This window comes from Segniliparus rugosus ATCC BAA-974, assembly GCF_000185725.2.
Taxonomy (GTDB): domain Bacteria; phylum Actinomycetota; class Actinomycetes; order Mycobacteriales; family Mycobacteriaceae; genus Segniliparus; species Segniliparus rugosus.
Genome location: NZ_KI391954.1, coordinates 1,379,973 through 1,396,447, shown reverse-complemented (window position 1 = coordinate 1,396,447; position 16,475 = coordinate 1,379,973). Strand labels below are relative to the sequence as shown.

The following is a 16,475-nucleotide window of genomic DNA, read 5'->3' as shown; positions in this document are numbered from 1 at the left end:
CAAGGAGAGCACATGGGATCGGGTTTCGAGGCTCCGGACGGCCGGAGCCACACGCCGGCCGAGCGGGTCCGAGCGGCTTACGCCCGCATCGCCGAGGCGGACCGCCCGGAAGTGTGGACCGCCCTGCGCCCGGAGGCCGACGCGTTGGCCGACTCGGCCGAGGTCGAGGCCCGTCTGGAGCGCGGCGAAACGCTCCCCCTGGCCGGGCTGCTCGTCGCGGTCAAGGACAATATCGATGTCGCGGGCCTGCCGACCACCGCAGCCTGCCCCGCCTACGCCTATCGCCCCGAGACGACCGCCGCCTCGGTCGAGCGACTCGTCCGCGCGGGCGCGGTCGTCCTCGGCAAGACCAATATGGACCAGTTCGCCACCGGCCTCGTCGGGACGCGCAGCCCCTACGGCCCTGTGCGCAACGCCCTGCGCCCCGAGCTGGTCTCCGGCGGGTCGAGCTCCGGCTCCGCCGTCGCCGTCGCGCTCGGGATCGCGGATCTCGCCCTCGGCACCGACACGGCAGGCTCCGGGCGCGTCCCAGCGGCGTTGAACGGCCTGGTCGGGATCAAACCCACCCTGGGCCTGGTCCCCAATCACGGGGTCGTCCACGCCTGCGCCGACTACGACAGCGTGACCGTGTTCGCCGCCGGACTGGACCTCGCGGCCCTCGCCATGGCCGTCATGATCGGGCCCGAAGCTCGGGATCCGCGCAGCAGAGCAGTCCCCGCCGAGGCCAAGCTCGCCGCGCCGAGCCGCCCGACGCTCGCCGTCCCCGCGCCCGCGAACCTCGCCGCGCTCTCCCCCGCCTACCGCGAAGCTTTCGCGCGGACCCTCGCCGCCCTGCCCGACACGGTGGAGCTGCGCGAGGTCGACGTGGCCCCGCTCCTCGACGCGGCCCTCTTGCTCTACGACGGGGCCATCGTGGCCGAGCGCCACGCGGCGGTCGGCGCGTTCGTCGAGGCGGCGCCCGCCGAAGACCTCGACCCCACCGTCGCGGCCATCATCCGCGCCGCGGCGAACACCACCGGCCCCGGCTTCGCCCGCGACCTCGGCGCGCTCGCCGCCGCCCGCGCCGAGGCGGCCCGGCTCCTCGCCGGGGCCGACGGGCTCCTCCTGCCGACGACCACCGAGCATCCCGCCATCGCGGCGGTCCACGCCGACCCGGTCGCGATCAACCGGCGGATGGGCACATACACCAACTTCTGCAATCTGCTCGACATGGCGGCGGTCGCCGTCCCAGGACAGCCGACCTCGGACGGCCTCCCGTTCGGGGTGATGGTCGTCGCCGGGGCCTTCGCCGACCAGGTCGCGCTCGACGTCGCCGCCACGATCGTCGGAGCCGGAGCGCCGCCCCTGCTGTTCCCGCCCGCCGCCGAGCTCGCCGTTTTCGGAGCGCACCTGCGCGGGCAGCCGCTGCACTGGCAGCTCGAAGCCATCGGGGCCAGGTTCGCGGGGGAGATCGCCACCAGCGACGCCTATCGGCTCGCCGCGTTGGACACCGCCCCGCCCAAACCCGGCGTGGTCCGGCGCGGCCAGGGCCTGGGCAGCCCCATCTCGGGCGAGCTTTACCAGGTCTCGGCGGCTGGGCTCGGCTCCTTCCTCGCCGCCCTTCCCGCTCCCATGGCGCTGACCAGCGTCGAACTCGCCGACGGCAGGCAGGTTGTCGGCTTCGCCTGCGCTCACGACGCTCTCGACGGGGCCGAGGACATCACCGGTTTCGGCGGCTGGAGGGCGTACCTCGAGCACCTGCGGCAGGCGCCGAGCGCGGTGTGACGAACCCCGACCGCGCCTCGGCCTCGGCGGAGCCCATGCGTTAGCCTCGGGACGTCACACCGCGAACCGCCAGCGGACGAGCTGGCCCGCACAGGAGCAGAGCGCCGATGAGCCCAGAACACCAGAAGCCGTCCGTGTTGTTCGTGTGCTCGACCAACAGCGGGAAGTCGCAGATGGCCGCCGGGCTCATGCGCAAAGAAGCCGGGGGCCGGATCGACGTCCACTCCGGGGGCACCCATCCGGGGACTGAGGTCAACGAGCAATCCGCGCGGTCCCTGCGGGAGGTCGGCGCGGATATGTCCGGGGAGCGTCCCAAGCCCATCGACCCCGGCCTCTTGTGCTCTGTCGACCGCGTCGTCATCCTCGGCCAGAACGCCCAGCTCGATCCGCCCGAAGGGGTGCGCGTCGAGCGCTGGGAGACTGACGAGCCCTCCCAGCGCGGGATCGAGGGCGAGGAGCGGATGCGCCTGATCCGCGACGACATCGCCGCGCGCGTGCGCGCGCTCGCCGAGGAACTCACCGGAGGCGAGTCGTAGCGGAGCCTCGCGCGTCAGCGGACGAGACCGCCGAACCGGCTCCGGCCGCAGGGCCGATGAAGTCGACGCCCGCCACAATCGCGGGGCGGTGGCGCAGGATGCGGTAGTGCGCCAACTTGCCGAGCCCTTTGGTGGCCAGCAGCTGCGCGCCCGGCCAGGACGCGGCGATCTGCTCGCTCGCCGAGAACGGGGTGTCCGGGTCGTCCGGGTCGTGCACGAGCAGCAGCGGCGGGTACCCAGTCCGCGCCGCAGCGCGGGGGATGTCGGTGTCGAACAACGGCATGCGCAGCCATCGGTCCAATCTGCGGTGCAGGCGCTCGTGGATCCGTGGCCCGTAGCCGTGCCTGCGGGCGAACAAGTCCAGGTACAGCGCGAAGTCGCCCATCGGGGCCAGGAACACGAACCGCTCCACGGCCATCCCCTGCGCGGCGGCGAGCACAGCGGCCTTGGCCCCGAGCGAGTGCGCCACGATCGCCCGCGCGGGCCCGTGCTCGCGCACGATCGCTGCCGTCGCCGTCGCGCATTCCACGATGGTCGTGCGCCCTGGGGCGTGCTCCCCCGGTTCAGACTCGTTGTGGCTGGGCAGGTCGAACGCGATCACCCGGTGTCCGGAGTCCACCAACGGTTTGACGAACATGCCCAGATGCGGACGGCGCCCGCCCCAGCCGTGCACGAGATACACGTTCGGCCCCTCGCCCCAGGACTCCCCCGCGATGCGGTGCCCGTCCCAGAACGCCTCGAGGGGCTCCCCTGCCGCGACGCCGGGCGGCATGCGCAGGCTCTGCTCGACGACCGGAGCCGTGCACCACAGCTCGCTCGCCCACCTGGCCCCGATCGCGGGGGCCATGCGCTCGAGGAACCAGAACGCCTGGCGCACCTGCGGGTCAACGGGCAGCTCGACTCCGGAGCCCGTCTCCTCGGCGCGGGCCGCCGTTCCCGCTGCCTTCGAATCGTCTGTGCCGACCATCTTGACGATTCTAGGGAGCCGTCAGCCGCGAACGCCGTCCGCCCGGCTGTCCGCGAGCTGGGGGCGGCGGGCGAAGTCGGGGGCGTGTTCGGGCCGCACGCCCATCCCGACGAAGCGCGCAGGGAGCACAGATAACCATGGAAAGCGGGAGAGCAGGCCCAAGAGCCAGCTCGGCGCGGACTTCGTCGTCCCGCCGGCGACGATCGGATCGAGGATCCGCCGATGGGCGAAGACCTGGACTGCTTGGGTCGCGGCGGCGGGGAACATGCGGCGGCGTTGGACCGCCGCCAGATCCTTGCGGGAGAGGAGCCCCTCGCGCAGGGGCTTCGCCAGTATCCGCGCCGCCGCCACGGCATCCTGCACGGCGATGTTGATGCCGACCCCGCCAAGCCCCGACATGGCGTGGGCGGCGTCCCCGATGCACAAAAGGCCGTCGACGTGCCAGACCGGCAGCCGGTTCACCCGCATGTCCAGGAGTTTGACCTCGTCCAGCGACTTGATCTCGCCGACCGATCCGGCCAGCTCCGGAATGGCCTCGGCGATGTCGCGGCGGAACGTCTCCAGTCCGCGCTCTCGCAATTCGGCGTCCGCTCCCTTGCGGATGAAACGGGCGATCTGCAAATAGCCCTCGCGCGGTATGATCCCGAAGAACTTCCCATCCTTGAAGCGCGGCAGCAGCTCGGTGCCGATTCCCGGCGCTGTGGGCGCTCGGAACCACCAGATGTCGGTGCCGATGCGGAACTCGCGGGCGACCAGACCGGCCTCTTGGCGGCATCGGGACCAGCGCCCGTCGCACACGAGCGTCAGGTCGGCCCGCAGCTCGCCCTGGCCTTCCGGGCCGGTGTAGCGCACGCCCGCGATCTTCCCGGACTCCTCGCGCAGCAGCCCGACGACCTCATGGCGCATGCGCAGGTCGAAATGCGGCTCTTCCCGCCCGGCCTCGGCCAGCATGTCCAAGAGGTCCCATTGCGGCACCATGGCGATGTGCTGGTGCGGGACCCGCAGCCGGGTGAAATCCGCGACGGCGGCCTTGCCGCCGGGCATGTCGAGCGACACCCGTTCGAGTTTGCTCTGCGGCAGTTTGGCGAACCGGCCGTACAGGCCGAGCTCGTCGAGGAGCCGCAGCGTGGACGGGTGCACGGTGTCGCCCCGGAAGTCCCGCAGGAAGTCTCCGTGCTTCTCCAGCACGACGACGTCCACGCCGCCGCGCGCCAGCAGCAGGCCCGCGAACATTCCGGCGGGGCCTCCCCCGACCACCACGCAGGTTGTCTTCTCGCTCATCGTTCGCTCCTTCCGGCGGATTCGCCCATTGTGTGGAGCCTGTTCCGCGCGGAACAAGTCCTTTGAAATTCGAATAAAGATTACATGTATAAGAGTTCCTTTGTCCAGGGGTATACTCGTGCGGTGACAACAACGAGACCGGGAGCCGCCGTGCCGGACGGCATTGTGCGCGCTGCGCTGCGCGCGGCGGAGGCGCTGGGCAAGGACGTCGCCGACGTGCCGCTGGTCGACGTCGCCCGCGAGGCGGGGATCTCGCGCAGCACGCTGCTGCGCCGCCTCGGCGGCACGCGGCACGCGCTGGACGCCGCCGTCCGCGCCGCCGGGGTCGACCCCGGCGGGCGCGCCCCGGTGCGCGAGCGGGCCACTCTCGCCGCGGCGGAGCTGATCCACGAGCGCGGACTGTCCGCCACGACCCTTGAGGCCGTCGCGACCAGGGCGGCGTGTTCGGTCCACAGCCTCTACGCGACGTTCGGCGGGAGGGACGAGCTGCTGCGCGCCGTCTTCGACCGGTTCGGCCCGGTCCTCGACATCGAGGAGGCCGTTGCCGACAAAGAGGCCAGCTTCGAGGAGACCGTGCACCTCGTCTACCGGCGGATCGCGGCGGCGTTCAGCCGCGAGCCGAGGGTCCTCCCCGCCATGTTCGCCGAGCTGATGGCCCGCCCAAACGACCCCGCCGTGAGCGCGCTGGCCCAGCACACCGCCCCCCGCATGCTCGCCAGCCTCGGGCGGTGGCTCGCCGACGAGATCGCGGCGGGCCGGATTCGCGACATGCCGCTGCTCGTGCTGATGCAGCAGATGGTCGCCCCCGTCGTGATGCACACCGCCCTGCGGCCCGCCGCGGAGAACGTGGTCGGGCTGGCCTTCCCCGAGCTGCACGAGAGCTGCGAGATCTTCGCCGAAGCCTTCCTGCGCGGGGCCCGCGCGTAGCCCGCTCCCCCATCACGCGCGTGTGCCTGGTCCAGCGGTAGCGGAACCGGCCACAGAACCTCTATTATCTGCGTATGCATGCAGATAATAGAGGAGTGTGCCGTCGGCGGCTGCCCGACGACCAGGTCGATCTGATCGTTGAGGTGTTCCGCATGCTCACCGACGCGACGCGAGTGCGGGTGCTTTGGGCTTTGGTGGACCGGGAGTGCTCGGTGAACGAGTTGGCCGAGCACGTCGGCAAGCCCGCATCGTCGGTCTCGCAGCACCTGGCGAAACTGCGGATGGCCCGGCTGGTGAAGACCCGCAAGGAGGGCGTGCAGGTGTTCTACCGGTTGGAGAACGACCATGTGCGCCAGTTGCTCACCGACGCGGTGTTCAACGCCGAGCACGCGGGGCCGGAAGTCCCCGCACACCACCGGGGCGAGGAGGAGCTGCGCGTGCTGCACCAGAACGTCGCCAAGCCCCAGCGCCGGAACGGGCTCGGCGCATGAGCGGCGGGCATCACGGGCACAGCCACCACCACGACCAGTCTCGTCGGGACGGCCTGTTCGGGGCGGTGCGCCACGCGCTCGTCCCGCACAGCCACGACGCCGCAGACAAGATGGACGAGGCGCTGGAGTCGAGCGCGGAGGGCATCCGGGCCGTCAAGATCAGCCTGATCGCGCTGGGCGCGACGGCGCTGGCGCAGCTCGCCGTCGTCGCGGCCTCCGGGTCGGTGGCGCTGTTGGCGGACACGACGCACAACGCGTCCGACGCGCTGACCGCGGTCCCCCTGTGGATCGCGTTCGCGCTCGGCCGCCGCGCTGCCACCAAGCGCTTCACCTACGGGTTCGGTCGGGCCGAGGACATCGCCGGGCTGTTCGTCATCGCCATGATCGCGCTGTCCGCGCTGGTCGCTGGCTTCGAGGCGGCGCTCAGGCTGATCCATCCGCAGCCCATCGGGCATCTCGGCTGGGTCGCCGCGGCGGGGCTCGCGGGGTTTCTCGGCAACGAGCTCGTGGCCGTCTACCGGATCAGGGTCGGGCGAAAGATCGGCTCGGCGGCGCTGGTCGCGGACGGGCTGCACGCGCGCACGGACGGCTACACGTCGTTGGCCGTGGTCGCCGGCTCCGCGTGCGCGGCGCTCGGCTTTCCCTCCGCCGACCCGATCGTCGGCCTGATGATCATGGTCGCGATCCTCCTCGTTCTGCGCGCCGCCGTCCGCGAGGTGTTCGGCAGGCTCATGGACGGGGTCGATCCGAGCCTGGTGGAGAGCGCCGAAACTGTCCTCGCGGCGCTCCCCGAGGTCCGGGGCGTACGGGCGCTTCGGATGCGCTGGATCGGGCACCGGCTCCACGCGGAAGCCGAGCTGGACATCGAGCCGCGCACCAGCCTTGAGGCCGCCCATCAGCTGGCCCACCACGCCGAGCACGAGCTGGCCCACGCGATCCCCAAGCTCTCCTCCGCGCTCGTCCACGCCTACCCCGCCCGGCTCACCGGACCAAATCCGTCGCGGTCATAGCCGAGGTCAGCCGCCACAGGCGCTCGGCGGAGCCGGGATCGAGCGCGTACGGCCGCACGCCGCCGTCGTCCATCGACCCGTTCGGCTCCGCAAGGAGCGCGACGTCGCAGTCTTCGAGGTAGAGGCCGCCCCTGCCGTCCAAGGCGGGGCTGGTCGCCGCCCACAGCCCCGTCGCGGCTCCTTGGCTCGGCGTTTTCAGATCCGGCAGGAGGACCTTCCCGTCCTGGTCGACCCAGCCGAGCGCAAGCAGTTCCTCCGCCGCGATATCGCGTTGGAGCCCGGTCATGATCTTCCCCGGGTGCAGGGAGAACGCTCGGACGCCGTCCTGCCGGCCGAACACGTCCAGCTGGGCGGCGAACAAGATGTTCGCGGTCTTGGACTGGCCGTACGCGGCCCATTTGTCGTACCCGCCCAAGAAGTGCGGGTCGTCCCATCGGATATCCGACGCGTGATGCCCAGCCGAAGAGTAGACGACCACCCTCGCGCCCCGCGCGGCCAGCAAGGGGTAGAGCCTGGCGATGAGCGCGAAATGGCCCAGATGGTTGACGGAGAGCTGATAGTCCCAGCCCGGTCCGACCGGCCGGCTTGGGGTCGCCATGACGCCCGCCGCCGCGACCACGATGTCGAGCCGGTCGACCAGCCCGGCGATTTCCTCGGCGGCGCTGGCGACGCTCGCGAGGTCGCCCAAGTCGAAGCGGTCGACCAGCCGCACGTCCGCCGCCCCTGCCAGCGCCGTCCGGGCCGCGTCGGCCTTGCGGACCGGGGCGATGACCCGCGCTCCGGCGCTGGAGAGCGCCCGGACCGTCTCAAGGCCGAGACCGGAGGACCCGCCGGTCACCAGCGCGGCGCGTCCGGTCAGGTCTAAGCCGTCTAGCACCTCCCCCGCAGTCGCGGCCGCGCCGAACCCTGACCCGATGGGGCGTTGTTCTTTCGTCGTCATGCCGCGAAGCTACGATATAAAGCGCAGTCTAAGTCAAGGGGTCCGTGGCGCATGGCAGGCAAAAAAGATCCGGGCTACGCCATCGGCGAGGTCGCCGACGCAGTCGGCATGAGCGCGCACGCGCTGCGTTTCTACGAGCGCGAACGGCTGCTGATCGGCCCGGTCTCGCGCGATTCGGGAGGCCGCCGCCGCTACAGCGAGGCCGATGTCGACTGGTTGCGCATCTGCGTCCGACTCCGGGCGACCGGCGTGCCGCTGTCCGACCTCAAGCGCTTCGCCGCGCTCGTCCGACAGGGGCCGGGGAACGAGCGCGAACGGCTCGCGTTCCTGTCCGCGCAGCGCGCCCGGCTCGACGAGCAGATCGAGGCGCTCGAAGCGGCCCGCGCGATCATCGCGTGGAAGACCGAGGTCTACGAGCGGCATCTGCGCGCGGGCGAGGCCGAGGGCCTCTGGGACCCGACCCTCCCCGCGCAGGGCCGGGGCCGCTAGCCGGAGCGGCGCGGTCAGCTCCTCGGCAAGACCACTTTGCCGCTGGGGTTGCGGGGGATCTCCGGCAGGAAGACGAATTCTTTGGGCACTTTGTACCGCTCCAACCGACCTTTCACATGCGCCTTGAGCTCCTCCGCCGTCGGCGGCTCGCTCTGCGGCGCGACCACGACGTAGGCGCGCAGCACCTGGCCGTACTCCTGGTCGGGGACGCCGCGCACCACGACGTCGGCGAGCGCAGCGTGGGCGCACAGCGCCTCTTCCACCTCGCCGGGGAAGATGTTCTCCCCGCCGGAGACAATCATGTCGTCCGCCCGCCCGTCCACGTACAGCCTGCCGTCGGCGTCGAAATGGCCCATGTCCCCGGTGCTGATGTACCCGGCGACGACCTCTTTTGCCGCCGGGCTCTTCACCGGGTCCTCGGTGTACGCCGAGGTCGCAAGGCCGCCTTTGACGAACACCTCGCCGGTCTGGCCGGGGGCGAGCTGAGCCCGGTCCTCGCCCAGCACGCGCACGCCGACCCCGAGGACCGGGCGGCCGACCGTGCCGGGGGCTTCGGCGAGATCGCGGGGCGCTGCGAGGGACACGATCCCGACCTCGGTGGACCCGTACCCGTTGACCATGATGTCCCCGAACACTCCGGCGAACTCTCTGACCACGTGCGGCGGCATCGGGGCCGCGCCGGTCAGGGCGAGCCGCAGGCCGGTCCGCCTCGGCGCGGGCCCCGCGGCGGCGAGGAGGCGTTGGAACATCACCGGCACCCCGAAGAAGACCGAGACCCGGTGCCGCTCGATGGCCTCCAGCGCCCACGCGCCGTCGAACTTCTTGGCGCACACCAGCGTCCCGCCCACCGCGAAAGAAGCCACCGCGGCGAGCATCCCGAACCCGTGGAAGAGCGGCGGGGCCACCAGCATCACGTCCCCCGCCCGCAGCCGCAGCACGTTCAGGCCCGAGACCGCGAGACCGATCACGCCGAGCGGGCTGACCGATTTGGGCACGCCCTTCGCCAGGCCCGTGGTCCCGGAGGTCAACATGGTGATCCTGCTGGGGCGGCGCACCCGTGGCGGCCGCAGGCCCTCGGCGGCGGCCAGCCCGGCGAGGGTCTGCGCGCCGTCCGCCCGCTCCAGGTCCGCGACGACGAGCCTGCCCTCGTACCCCGCCGAGGCGAGGGCGGGCAGGTATTCGGCGTCGGCGATCAACGTCTCGGGCCGGTGGCGGCGCAGGATGTGGCCCAACTGCGCCTCAGGCAGCTCCGTGTTGACCAGCACGACCTCGCTGCCCAGTTGCAGCGCCACGACGAGCGCCTGGACGAAGCCCCGGTGGTTGCGGCACAGCACGCCGACCGATTCCGGGGCCCTGCGGCCCGATGCGGCGTAGAGCGCCGCGCTGACCGCCTCGCACTGCTCCTGGAGCCGCGCGTAGCTCAGCTGGCCGGTCTCGTCGACGACCGCGAGCCGGTCCGGGGTTCGGGCCGCGGCCACCGCGACCAACGTCGCCGGGCTCGGGCCGAACCGGACGACGGCCCGGAGCATCCGCGCGAGAGTCCTCGGCCCGACCGGGCCGAGGACCCCGGAGCCGAGCCCCGCGCGGGCCGCCCCGAGGACCGTGCCCGCCGCCCGCCGCAAGGAGCCCCGCATCAGGCCGACTCCGCCGACTGCCTCGCTTTGGCCGCCTCGAGGGCGCTGAGCGAGGCTTTCGTCTCCCCCGTGTACCGGTTGACGAAGCCCAGCCACATCTCGACCGGGACGCGGAAGATCACCGAGGCCACCTCCGCGGGCCTGCCGATGATCGGGGACTGGATGCGCGGCTTGCGCACCAGCGAGCGCGCGATGATCTGCGCGGCCTGCTCCGGGGTGTGCCCCGGCATCCGGTGCACCCAGCCGGTGGCCACCATCCTTGTCTTCAGATGGCCCGCGTAGATGCTGCTCAGGCCGATCCCGTCGGCGCGGGTCTCCATCGCGACCGAACGCAGCCAGATGTCGAACCCCGCCTTGCACGCCTGGTAGAAGCCCCACCTCGGCGCCACAGGGAACTGGACCCCCGCCGTGCAGATGTTCACGATATGGCCGCTGCGGCGCTCCCGCATGCTCGGCAAGAGCGCCATCGTCAGCCGCATCGGCCCGAGGAAGTTCACCCCGACCATCGCGTCCATGTCCTTGGTCCGCTCGCAGGAGAGGTAGATGGACCGGCGCAGCGACTTGCCCGCGTTGTGGATGAGGTAGTCCACATGGCCGTGGTCCGCGAGCACCTGGGCCGCGAACCGCTCGACCCCCGGCAGATCGCCCATGTCCACCTGGTAGGCGTGGGCCCGGCCCCCTTGTGCCTCGATCTCGGCGACGACCTCGTCCAGCCGCTCCTTGGTCCGCGCCGCGAGGACGACGACCGCGCCTGCGCTGGCCAGCAGCCGCGCGGTGGCCTCGCCCTGCCCGAACGACGCGCCGGTGACCAGGGCGACTTTCCCCCGCACTTCCGCGCTGAGCTCGGGGAGGCTCTTGAGCCGCCTCGGGCCGACCACCTCCATGAGCAGCTCTTCGGCTCGTCCCCAGATCGACGGAGCGGACATAACGGCACCTCTCATTCGAATATCGATGATATCCAGATAGTAGCATTATCTGGATAACGCCGCTACGATACCACGCATGACCCGCTCCGCCCGCATGACCCGAGCCGACAGCCAGGCGCAGACCCGCGCGCTGCTGCTCGCCTCGGCGCGCGAGCTGTTCCTGCGCGACGGGTACAACGCCACCGGAGTCACCGCCGTGACCGAGCACGCGGGCTTCTCCAGCGGGGCCTTTTACTCGAATTTCCCGAATAAGGCGGCGCTCGCGCTCGAAGTGCTGCACGGCATCCAGGCCGAACGGACCGCAGAGCTCGAAGCGATCCTCAGCGAGCGCTCCCCCGAGTCCGTCGCGAAGATCGAGCGCTGGAGCGAGGCGGTGCTGCAAAGCGGATGGCCCCTCTTGGAGCTGGAGTTCGCGCTGGCCGCGCGGGGGAATCCCGACCTGGTCAAGGAGGAGGGCGGGCGGCACGCGCGCAGCGTCGACTTCATCGCGGAGTCCATCGAGAGGCTGCTGCCCGAGGAAGCGGCCGGAACGCTGCCGGTACGGAAGGTCGCCGAGGCCATGCTCAACCTCGTGGTGGGCGTCGCGGTGCGCCGGATCATCGACCCGAAAGTATCCGCCGCCCTGCTGGTCGAGATCGCCGCGCTCGCCGAGCCGTTCCTGCGCCCCGCCCGATGACCGGGCACGGGACGCGGAGTCCGTCGGATATGAAATTCCCGCGATCTTTTGCCCGGCGCCGATCCATGCTGACACGGAAATATCGTGACCATTTTGTCAGCATTTTTGGACGGAATCTGTGGAAGACTCGGAACCGTGCCAAAACTCAAACCCTTCTACGGTGACATCGAGGCGCATTACGACTTGTCGAACGAGTTCTTCGCCTTGTGGCTCGATCCAACGATGACCTACACATGCGCGTACTGGCCAAGGCCAGGAATGACGTTGGAAGAAGCGCAGCTCGCGAAAATCGACCTCACGCTGGAGAAGCTGAACCTCAAGCCGGGGATGACGCTCTTGGACATCGGCTGCGGATGGGGTTCCGCTTTGCTCCGGGCGTACGAGAAGTACGACGTGAACGTCATCGGGCTCACGATCTCGACGGAGCAGTACGACTATCTGCGAGCCAAGTTCGACCAGCTCGACGGCCCGAGGAAGGCCGAAGTGCTCCTGCAGGGGTGGGAGGAGTTCGAAGGCAAAGCCGACCGGATCATCACCATCGGCTCGTTCGAGCATTTCCGCTACGAGCGCCACGACGCCTACTGGGACAAGGTCGCCGAGATCCTGCCGGACGACGGCGTCTACCTCCTGCACACGATCGTGTGGCACACCTTCGAGGAGTGGCAAAAACGCGGCACCCCGCTCAACGGGACCGGGCTGCGCTTCCTCTACCTCTTGACGCGGTACATCTTCCCAGGGGCGCAGCTGCCGACGCCGCAGATGGTCTTCACCGACTCCGCCCGCGTGGGCTTTCGCTGCGACAACATGCAGTGGCTCGGCCTGCACTACGCGAAGACGCTGCAGACCTGGCGAGAGAACCTTCGGGCGAACAAGGACCGGGCCATCGAGCTGACCTCGCCGGAGACCTTCCGGATCTACGACAAATACCTGGAAGGCTGCGAGCACTACTTCCGCGCCGGCCAGATCAACTTGATCCAGTTCACCCTCACCAAGCAGCAGCCCGAGTGGCTCGGGCCGGACCGGGGCCAGATCGACCTCGGGGGGTTCCAGATCGACCGGAACTTCGTCCCCAACGCGAGGCGGACCAAGGTCGCCAAGCAGTCCTGGCAGGAGCAGGCCGAGAGCTCCGAGCGCGGCTGACGCGAATAGCGGAGCAGCCCGCCCGGCCCGGCTCGATACAACCGATGACCGCCGCAGAAGCCGGCGACGGCTCGGTCACGGGGTCCAGATCGCCACCGTCGGCCAGGTCCGAGGGTTCTGCCCCACGACCGAGGGCAGCGTCAGCTCCACGCCGAAGAGCGGACGGGTGTCCGGGATGAACTGCTCGGCGCCCTGGGACGCTTCCGGCCCGGTGTTGACCTTGCAGCTCGCGAGGTACTGCGCGCCGGTCTGCTCGAAGTGCAGCGGCGCTTTGTGGTCCCAGTCCCGCACGGCCTTGCCGAGGGCTTTGTCCAGATCGTCCGGGGCGTCCGAGACGGCAGAGAGCGCCACCTCGCTGTAGAAGCCGTACTTCGCGTCCTTGGCCTCGCCGAACAGGCCGAACACCCCCTGGAAGTCCCGCCGCCAGCTGCGCCAGTCCGTGTCGGGCTTCGCGTCAACGATCCACGTCTGCGCCACGCGCCACCACAGCCCGCAGTCGAGGAGGTTGCCGACGAGCCCCTGCGGCGTTTCCTTCGTCTTCTCCCAGCCGCGCGGGGCGACCGTGATGGACACCCCGTCGCGCTGGTAGGTGATCGGCTGGCCGAACTTCGGCCGCAACGGCTCCTTCTTGTCCGCGTCCTTGGGCGTGACCACTTCCGCCGGAGGGAGCGCGACGGCCGTCGAGGCCGAGGGAGCGGCTTTGCCGCTGCTCGGCGCGCTCTGCTGCTTGTCCGAGCAACCGGAGAGCGCCACCGCGAGCGCGGCGGCGAACGCCGGAACGGCCTTCGCCGAACGGGACATCCGAATCATCTTCACATCAAACCTGCCTGTTTCGCCACGCGTTCGAGCTTATCTCGGTGTTGCGCCCACCCTGCCGCGCCGCTGATGGCGAGGTTGTCGTTGCCCTCCCGATACCCGGCGGAGCCGTCGATCAGCTCGCGGACGATGTCCGCGTGACCAGCGTGCCGATGAGTCTCCGAGGTCACATGGACCAAGACGTGGTGCAGGGTCGGCTCGGCGCGCTCTTCGGGCCACCAGGGCACCCGGCCCCGGTCCGCCAGCCCCCGCGTCTGGATCGTCGTCTCGGCCCACGCCCACGCGCGCCGGTAGAGCGCGACAATGTCTTCCCGAGCCTCCTCTGGCGTGGCCCACATGTCGCCGCTCGGGTCGGCCCCGTCCGCCCACCAGGGCAGATCCTCCTCGGGCGGTCTGGCGAACGTCAGCCCGAAATACCCGAACTCGACGCTCGCCAAATGCTTGACCAGGCCGAGCAGGTTCGTCCCCGTCAAGGTGAGCGGCCTGCGCGCGTCGTACTCCGAGAGCCCGTCGAGCTTCCACAGCACGGCTTCGCGGGCGGTTTGCAGGGAGGCGCGCAGATCCGCCTTCATCATTTCTTCGGACACCCGTCCCAGTCTGCCACGCGGCCCGGCCTCGCGGCCGGACCCGCCCGAGCGGCTACGCTGCTACAGCGCACCAGCGCCCGGAGTGAAAGGCCAACGGACCCGATGCAACACGCTTTCGACGCGACTATCGCCGCCGAGGCGGTGGGCCGGTACGACTTCGCCGCCCGCACCAGCCCCGCCTACGCCAACATGGTCAGCCCCTTCGGCGGGGTCACCGCAGCGACCGTGGTGGCCGCGGTGCAGTCGCACCCAGAGGCGCTCGGCTCCCCGTTGGCGCTCACCATCAACTACCTGGCCCCGCTGGAGCAGGGCGACTGGACGTTGGCGCTGCGGCCGCTGCGGACGAACCGCACCAACCAGCACTGGTCCTTCACCGCCCATCAGGGCGAGACCGCCGTCCTCTCCGGCACCGCGGTCCTCGGCCTCGCCCGCCAGACCTGGGGCGAGAACGAGGCGAAACCGCCCGCCGCCGATGCGCCCGAGGCGTACCCGGTCTTCGAGTTCCCCGAGTTCGCGACATGGGCGAAGAACTACGAGTCGCGGTTCATCGTCGGAGCGCTCGCCGCCGAGCCCGCCGACGACTCCACCTCCACGCTCTGGATCCGAGACAACCCGCCTCGGCCGCTGGACCACCCGGCGTTGACCGCGCTGGCCGACACGTTCTTCCCCCGCGTCTTCCTCCGCCAAGGCTCCTACATGCCCGCGGGCACGGTCTCGCTGACCGTGTACTACCACGCGACCAAGGACGAGCTGGCCGCCCATGGCGAAGCCCACGTGCTCGCGACCGCCCGCGCGGCGCGGTTCGGCCACGGCCATTTCGACCAGTACGGGCAGCTCTTCGGACAGGACGGGACCCTGCTCGCGACCACCCACCAGCTCGTGTACTTCAAAGACCCGAAGTGAGCGGGCGGGAAGCGCGGCCGGCCCGCGAAGCCCACGCGAGCGGATCCGCCCCGTACGGGCCGGGAACCGAACGGTAGTCCAGTCGGGCCCCGTCCGCGAACACCGGCGGCAGCGCGAAGCGCAGCGGTCCGAACGAGGACGCGGCTTCGCCCTCGGCTCCGGCCAGCTCCCGCCGCGTCTGCTCGGGCACCTCGAGGTCGAGCAGCAGGTGCGCGGTGCGCGCCAGGCACAGATGCGCCCAACCGGCCCCGGACTCGCGCCGCCTCGCCAGCAGCGCCAGCGCCGCTGCGGCCGCGCCGTAGCCGGTGGCGTGGTCGAGCGCCTGGACCGGCAACGCGCCGGGGCGCCACGAGCCATGCTCGTCCGTACGTCCGTAACGCTCGCCGATCCCGGTCGCGGACTGCACCACCGAGTCGAAGCCCCGGCGCTCCCCCCACGGCCCCTGGTCTCCCCACGCGTCGAGCGTGACCACCACGAGGGCGGGGAAACGCTCGCGCAGGCTCCGCGCGTCCAGCCCGAAACGGCGCAGCGCCCCCGGACGGTAGCCCGAGACCACCACGTCGGCGGAGCCCGCGAGCTCGATCACCGCCGCCAGCCGCGCGGGGTCGGCGAAGTCCGCGACGGCGCTGCGCTTGCCGAACCCCGCGTCGATGTGCTGGTCGAGCAGCTCGGGATTGCCGGGCGGGTCCACGCGCAGCACGTCCGCGCCGAACAAGGCCAGCAAACGCGTCGCGACCGGTCCGGCGATCACCCTGGTGAGGTCCAGCACGCGCGTCCCGGCCAGCGAGCCCTGCTCCGCCAGCCCCCGCCGCCCGCCTTCGCCCAGCTCGAACCGGATCCACGGCTGCTCGTCCACGGCCCGGCCCATGGGGCTCTCCCGCCACGCCGCTGCCGCGCGCAGGACGACGGCGAGCCCGCCCGCCTCGGTGACGCGCGCGGCGACGTCCTCCGCCGACAGCTCGGCGAGCGCGCGCGACAGCTCTGTTTTCGTCGTCGCGCCCGTCGCGGCGCGCAGCGCCCGTTCGTGCTGCGGGTAGTTCGCGTGCAGCCGGACCCAGCCGTCGCGGGTCGGGAAGTATCCGGAGAGCGGGGCGAAGCCTTCCGGGGCTCGTCCGCCCACCCGCAAATGCCCCAACGAGTCGAAGGCCGAGGCCACCGAGGCCGCGTCGGAGGAAAGCCGGGAAGCCCTGCCGAAGAGGAGCTGCGCGGCGGACAGGGCGGCCTGCACGCTGCCCAGCGCCAGGCCCTCCACGTCGAGCGGCCCCGACCACCACGTCCTCGGCCCGTCGATCCTGGCCACCGCCTCGTCCGGCACGCGGCCGAGAGCCGGGGACAGCCATTCGTGCAGCGCGGGGACGTCCGCGAGGGAAACCGGCATGGCTCCGATG

General features: G+C 71.0%; 16 protein-coding genes and 1 pseudogene. 9 read left to right on the top strand and 8 right to left on the bottom strand.

Annotation, left to right across the window (positions count from 1 at the left end):
• Positions 1-12: 12 nt before the first annotated feature.
• Positions 13-1,764, top strand: a complete 1,752-nt coding sequence (gene atzF, locus HMPREF9336_RS16395) for an allophanate hydrolase (RefSeq protein WP_021030885.1) — start codon at positions 13-15, stop codon at positions 1,762-1,764.
• A 107-nt stretch (positions 1,765-1,871) separates the two neighbouring features.
• A complete protein-coding gene (locus HMPREF9336_RS16390) occupies positions 1,872-2,300 on the top strand; it encodes an arsenate-mycothiol transferase ArsC (RefSeq protein WP_007468907.1) in 429 nt (142 codons plus the stop codon).
• Here the strand turns inward: HMPREF9336_RS16390 and HMPREF9336_RS16385 are convergent.
• Both HMPREF9336_RS16385 and HMPREF9336_RS16380 read right to left on the bottom strand, forming a co-directional pair.
• A complete protein-coding gene (locus HMPREF9336_RS16385; RefSeq protein ID WP_007468906.1) occupies positions 2,281-3,267 on the bottom strand; it encodes an alpha/beta fold hydrolase in 987 nt (328 codons plus the stop codon). The two genes, HMPREF9336_RS16390 and HMPREF9336_RS16385, sit on opposite strands and share 20 nt — an antisense overlap.
• A 21-nt stretch (positions 3,268-3,288) precedes the next feature.
• Positions 3,289-4,548, bottom strand: a complete 1,260-nt coding sequence (locus HMPREF9336_RS16380) for an FAD-dependent oxidoreductase (protein WP_007468905.1) — start codon at positions 4,546-4,548, stop codon at positions 3,289-3,291.
• A 150-nt stretch (positions 4,549-4,698) separates the two neighbouring features.
• On the opposite strand from HMPREF9336_RS16380, the gene HMPREF9336_RS16375 reads away from it, so the two are divergent.
• The 3 genes from HMPREF9336_RS16375 to HMPREF9336_RS16365 all read left to right on the top strand — a co-directional run bounded on the left by HMPREF9336_RS16375 (position 4,699) and on the right by HMPREF9336_RS16365 (position 6,976).
• Positions 4,699-5,475 (top strand): TetR/AcrR family transcriptional regulator, encoded by a 777-nt coding sequence (locus HMPREF9336_RS16375; RefSeq protein WP_021030884.1) that lies wholly within the window; start codon positions 4,699-4,701, stop codon positions 5,473-5,475.
• A 74-nt stretch (positions 5,476-5,549) separates the two neighbouring features.
• The gene (locus HMPREF9336_RS16370) at positions 5,550-5,966 is read left to right on the top strand and encodes an ArsR/SmtB family transcription factor (RefSeq protein WP_007468904.1); all 417 of its coding nucleotides are present in this window, start codon (positions 5,550-5,552) and stop codon (positions 5,964-5,966) included.
• On the top strand, positions 5,963-6,976 hold the full coding sequence (locus HMPREF9336_RS16365) for a cation diffusion facilitator family transporter (protein ID WP_007468903.1): 1,014 nt from the start codon (positions 5,963-5,965) through the stop codon (positions 6,974-6,976). The genes HMPREF9336_RS16370 and HMPREF9336_RS16365 overlap by 4 nt, the downstream gene beginning before the upstream one ends.
• Here HMPREF9336_RS16365 and HMPREF9336_RS16360 read toward each other — a convergent pair.
• Positions 6,948-7,916: an oxidoreductase gene (locus tag HMPREF9336_RS16360; protein WP_007468902.1), complete on the bottom strand. Its 969-nt coding sequence runs from the start codon at positions 7,914-7,916 to the stop codon at positions 6,948-6,950. The genes HMPREF9336_RS16365 and HMPREF9336_RS16360 overlap by 29 nt on opposite strands.
• Positions 7,917-7,967: 51 nt before the next feature.
• On the opposite strand from HMPREF9336_RS16360, the gene HMPREF9336_RS16355 reads away from it, so the two are divergent.
• Entirely contained in the window at positions 7,968-8,405 is a 438-nt protein-coding gene (locus HMPREF9336_RS16355; RefSeq protein ID WP_007468901.1) for a MerR family transcriptional regulator, read from the top strand.
• A 14-nt stretch (positions 8,406-8,419) separates the two neighbouring features.
• Here the strand turns inward: HMPREF9336_RS16355 and HMPREF9336_RS16350 are convergent, their stop codons facing one another.
• The gene (locus tag HMPREF9336_RS16350) at positions 8,420-10,039 is read right to left on the bottom strand and encodes an AMP-binding protein (protein WP_021030882.1); all 1,620 of its coding nucleotides are present in this window, start codon (positions 10,037-10,039) and stop codon (positions 8,420-8,422) included.
• Complete coding sequence (locus tag HMPREF9336_RS16345; protein ID WP_007468899.1) at positions 10,039-10,965, bottom strand: SDR family NAD(P)-dependent oxidoreductase; 927 nt, start codon at positions 10,963-10,965, stop codon at positions 10,039-10,041. Before HMPREF9336_RS16345 ends, HMPREF9336_RS16350 begins: the two co-directional genes overlap by 1 nt.
• Before the next feature lie 76 nt (positions 10,966-11,041).
• On the opposite strand from HMPREF9336_RS16345, the gene HMPREF9336_RS16340 reads away from it, so the two are divergent.
• The gene (locus tag HMPREF9336_RS16340) at positions 11,042-11,641 is read left to right on the top strand and encodes a TetR/AcrR family transcriptional regulator (protein WP_007468898.1); all 600 of its coding nucleotides are present in this window, start codon (positions 11,042-11,044) and stop codon (positions 11,639-11,641) included.
• A 135-nt stretch (positions 11,642-11,776) separates the two neighbouring features.
• Positions 11,777-12,634 (top strand): annotated as a pseudogene (locus HMPREF9336_RS16335) (class I SAM-dependent methyltransferase); the annotation flags it as partial.
• A 222-nt stretch (positions 12,635-12,856) separates the two neighbouring features.
• On the opposite strand, the gene HMPREF9336_RS16330 reads toward HMPREF9336_RS16335, so the two are convergent.
• Positions 12,857-13,582, bottom strand: a complete 726-nt coding sequence (locus HMPREF9336_RS16330) for a hypothetical protein (protein WP_007468896.1) — start codon at positions 13,580-13,582, stop codon at positions 12,857-12,859.
• Positions 13,583-13,593: 11 nt separating this feature from the next.
• A complete protein-coding gene (locus HMPREF9336_RS16325; RefSeq protein ID WP_007468895.1) occupies positions 13,594-14,184 on the bottom strand; it encodes a DinB family protein in 591 nt (196 codons plus the stop codon).
• A 102-nt stretch (positions 14,185-14,286) separates the two neighbouring features.
• Between HMPREF9336_RS16325 and HMPREF9336_RS16320 the strand changes: the two genes are divergently transcribed.
• Positions 14,287-15,087 carry an acyl-CoA thioesterase gene (locus HMPREF9336_RS16320; protein WP_007468894.1) on the top strand — a complete coding sequence of 267 codons (801 nt, stop codon included), beginning with the start codon at positions 14,287-14,289 and terminating at the stop codon, positions 15,085-15,087.
• Here the strand turns inward: HMPREF9336_RS16320 and HMPREF9336_RS16315 are convergent.
• On the bottom strand, positions 15,071-16,465 hold the full coding sequence (locus HMPREF9336_RS16315) for a CoA transferase (RefSeq protein WP_021030879.1): 1,395 nt from the start codon (positions 16,463-16,465) through the stop codon (positions 15,071-15,073). The genes HMPREF9336_RS16320 and HMPREF9336_RS16315 overlap by 17 nt on opposite strands.
• Between the last annotated feature and the right edge of the window lie 10 nt (positions 16,466-16,475).

Coding starts and splice junctions, on each gene's coding strand:
- HMPREF9336_RS16320 (WP_007468894.1), top strand. CDS start 14,287: ATGCAACACGCTTTCGACGCGACTATCGCCGCCGAGGCGGTGGGCCGG.
- HMPREF9336_RS16365 (WP_007468903.1), top strand. CDS start 5,963: ATGAGCGGCGGGCATCACGGGCACAGCCACCACCACGACCAGTCTCGT.
- HMPREF9336_RS16390 (WP_007468907.1), top strand. CDS start 1,872: ATGAGCCCAGAACACCAGAAGCCGTCCGTGTTGTTCGTGTGCTCGACC.
- HMPREF9336_RS16385 (WP_007468906.1), bottom strand. CDS start 3,267: ATGGTCGGCACAGACGATTCGAAGGCAGCGGGAACGGCGGCCCGCGCC.
- HMPREF9336_RS16370 (WP_007468904.1), top strand. CDS start 5,550: ATGCATGCAGATAATAGAGGAGTGTGCCGTCGGCGGCTGCCCGACGAC.
- HMPREF9336_RS16380 (WP_007468905.1), bottom strand. CDS start 4,548: ATGAGCGAGAAGACAACCTGCGTGGTGGTCGGGGGAGGCCCCGCCGGA.
- atzF (WP_021030885.1), top strand. CDS start 13: ATGGGATCGGGTTTCGAGGCTCCGGACGGCCGGAGCCACACGCCGGCC.
- HMPREF9336_RS16345 (WP_007468899.1), bottom strand. CDS start 10,965: ATGTCCGCTCCGTCGATCTGGGGACGAGCCGAAGAGCTGCTCATGGAG.
- HMPREF9336_RS16340 (WP_007468898.1), top strand. CDS start 11,042: ATGACCCGCTCCGCCCGCATGACCCGAGCCGACAGCCAGGCGCAGACC.
- HMPREF9336_RS16360 (WP_007468902.1), bottom strand. CDS start 7,916: ATGACGACGAAAGAACAACGCCCCATCGGGTCAGGGTTCGGCGCGGCC.
- HMPREF9336_RS16350 (WP_021030882.1), bottom strand. CDS start 10,039: ATGCGGGGCTCCTTGCGGCGGGCGGCGGGCACGGTCCTCGGGGCGGCC.
- HMPREF9336_RS16355 (WP_007468901.1), top strand. CDS start 7,968: ATGGCAGGCAAAAAAGATCCGGGCTACGCCATCGGCGAGGTCGCCGAC.
- HMPREF9336_RS16330 (WP_007468896.1), bottom strand. CDS start 13,582: ATGTCCCGTTCGGCGAAGGCCGTTCCGGCGTTCGCCGCCGCGCTCGCG.
- HMPREF9336_RS16315 (WP_021030879.1), bottom strand. CDS start 16,465: ATGCCGGTTTCCCTCGCGGACGTCCCCGCGCTGCACGAATGGCTGTCC.